The organism is Streptomyces sp. NPDC006743 (assembly GCF_040703815.1).
Lineage (GTDB): Bacteria > Actinomycetota > Actinomycetes > Streptomycetales > Streptomycetaceae > Streptomyces.
On record NZ_JBEYJA010000136.1, the window covers coordinates 1 to 2,919 of the forward strand.

A 2,919-nucleotide genomic window follows, 5' to 3' on the forward strand; every position below is an offset into this window, starting at 1 on the left:
CCGACGACCAGATCAAACTCCGCGGCTTCCGCATCGAACCCGGCGAGATCGAAGCCGTCCTCACCCACCACCCCACCGTCAAGGAAGCCGCCGTCGTCGACGACGAGCACGCGCGGCTGATCGCCTACGTCACGCCGGCGGATGCCGACGGTGCCCGCTCCGCCGACATCCGCCGGTTCGCGCGGGGGCGGCTGCCCTCGTACATGGTGCCGTCGGCGGTGGTGGTTCTGGACGCGCTGCCGCTGACGCCGAACGGAAAGCTGGACCGCGGGCGGCTGCCGGTTCCCGAGGTGGGCAGGCCGGAGCTGGACGTCGGGTTCGTGGCGCCGCGTGACGTGGTGGAGGATGTCGTGGCGCAGGTCTGGTGCGCCGTGCTCGGCGTCGGCCGGGTCGGGGTGCACGACGACTTCTTCGATCTGGGCGGCCACTCGTTGCTGGTGATCCAGGTGGCGGCCCGGATCCGCAAGCTGCTGGGCGTCGAGGTGCCGCTGCGGGAGCTGTTCGACGCCCCTACGGTCGGGCAGCTGGCTGCCCGCGTCCGCGCCCAACAGGCCAAGGGCCTCGACGACGGGGCTCCGGCCCTTGAGCCGGTGAAGGACCGGAGCGGACCGCTGCCGCTGTCCTTCGCGCAGCAACGCCTGTGGTACCTGGACCAGTTGATGCCCGAGAGCGTCTTCTACAACATGTGCGACGCCTACCGGGTCCGCGGTCCCCTCGACCTGGACGCGCTGCAGCAGGCGCTGCGGATGCTCGTCGAACGCCACGAGACGCTGCGGACGGCGTTCGTCGAACGGGACGGCGTGCCCTACCAGGTCGTCTCGGCCTGTGACGCGCCGCTCGCGCGTCGTGCGGCCCAGGTCATGCGGATCGAGCCGGCCGAGCGGACCGAGGAGGGTGTGCGGGACCTTGTGGCGGCGCAGGCGCGCACCCCGTTCCGGCTGGAGGACGGCGCGCTGCTGCGCGTGGCGGTGGCCGAGCTGGCGGACGACGAGCACGTGCTGGTGATCACCATGCACCACATCGTGTCCGACGGCTGGTCGGTCGACGTCCTGGTGGACGAACTCGGCCGGCTGTACCGGGAACACGTCACCGGCGCCCCCGCCGCGCTCGCCCCACTGGACATCCAGTACGCCGACTTCGCCGTCTGGCAGCGGGCCTGGATGACCGGCCCCGTACAGGAGAAGCAACTCACCTACTGGAAAGACGCGTTGGACGGGGCACCGTCGGTGCTGCGGCTGCCCGCCGACCATCCGCGTCCCGCCGTCCAGTCCCACCGGGGCGAGACGGTCGAGTTCCCGCTGCCCGCAGCGCTCGTCGCGCGGCTGGAGGAACTCGGCCGGGAGCAGGGCGTCACCCTGTTCATGACCCTGCTCGGCGCCTTCCAGGTGCTGCTCGCACGGTACAGCGGCCAGGACGACGTGGTCGTGGGCGTGCCGGCGGCGAACCGCACCCGCGCCGAGACCGAGCCCCTGGTCGGCTTCTTCGTCAACACCCTTCCCGTACGGGTCGGCTGTCCGCCGCAGGCGTCGTTCCGTGAACTGCTCGACCGGGTCCGCGAGGCCGCGCTGGGTGCCTTCGCCCATCAGGACCTGCCCTTCGAGGCGCTGGTCGAGTCGCTCGCACCCGAGCGCGACCTCAGCCACAATCCTCTCGTGCAGGTCACCTTCCAGCTCCTCGACGCTCCCGACGAGAAGCTCGTCCTGCACGGCACGGACTGCGCCTCGCTCGGCTTCAGCGGCGTGACCAGCCGGTTCGACCTGTCCCTCGACATCGTCTCGGGCCGGGACGGAAAGCGGGGCCTGCTCACGTACTGCCCCGATCTGTTCGACCGGCCCCGCATGGAGGTGCTGGCCGACCACTACCTGACACTGCTCGACGCGGCGGCGAACGGCCCCGGCCTCCGCATCGGGGACCTGCCGCTGAGCGACGGCACCGAACACCTGCGCCTGCCGGCCGGGGCGGAGCCGCAGGACACACCGGAGACGGATACGGGGACGGTCCCGGACGCCTTCGCCGCCCAGGTGCGGGCGACACCGGACGCGCCCGCGCTGGCGTACGGCGACACGACGCTCACGTTCGCCGAACTGGACACCCGGATCACCGCCCTGGCCGGGCGCTTGCTGCGTCTCGGCGTGGTGGCCGAGACGCCGGTCGCGGTGTGTCTGCCGCGCTCCGCCGACAGCATCGTGGCCCTGCTGGCCGTGATGCGGGCGGGCGGCGTCTACGTGCCCCTGGACCCGGAGTGGCCCGCCGACCGCACCGCCCATGTCCTGGACGACACCGGGGTCCCCGTCGTCATCACCCGCGGCCTGCCCGCCGACCCCGGCCGCGTCCACGTCGACCCGCGGCAGCCCCTGGCCGACGGCCCGCAGCCCGCACCGCGTCTCCACCCCGACCAGGCCGCCTACATCATCTACACCTCCGGTTCCACCGGTGTGCCCAAGGGCGTCACCGTCCAGCACCGCTCTCTGCACCACCTGCTGGGCCATGTACGGCGCATGGCGGGCGGCGGCCGCCGGCGCAATGTCGCGCACACCACCGCGATGACCTTCGACCCGTCGCTGGAACAGTTCCTGTGGCTGGTCGCCGGTCACACCCTGCACGTCGTGTCCGAGGACGAGCGCCGCGACCCCGAGGCGCTGGTGGGTCTGGTGCGGCGGTCCGCGATCGACGTCCTCAACGTCACCCCGTCCCACCTGGACATGCTGATCCAGGCCGGGCTGCTGGAGGGCCCCGGGGTGCCGGAAACGCTCCTGGTCGGCGGCGAGGCGGTGTCCGCGGCCCTGTGGCGGACACTGCGCGACCGGGGCGCCGCCACGCGCGCCTTCAACCTCTACGGGCCCACCGAGGCGACGGTCGACGCCACCTGCCACGACCTGTCCGGCCCCGTCGACATCCCCGTCATCGGCACCCCCCTGC

At 72.4% G+C, this 2,919-nt stretch carries 1 protein-coding gene; it reads left to right on the top strand.

Annotation, left to right across the window (positions count from 1 at the left end):
* Positions 1-2,919 (top strand): condensation domain-containing protein (locus ABZ719_RS37430; RefSeq protein WP_366729634.1); only part of this gene is annotated, 2,919 nt, incomplete at both ends.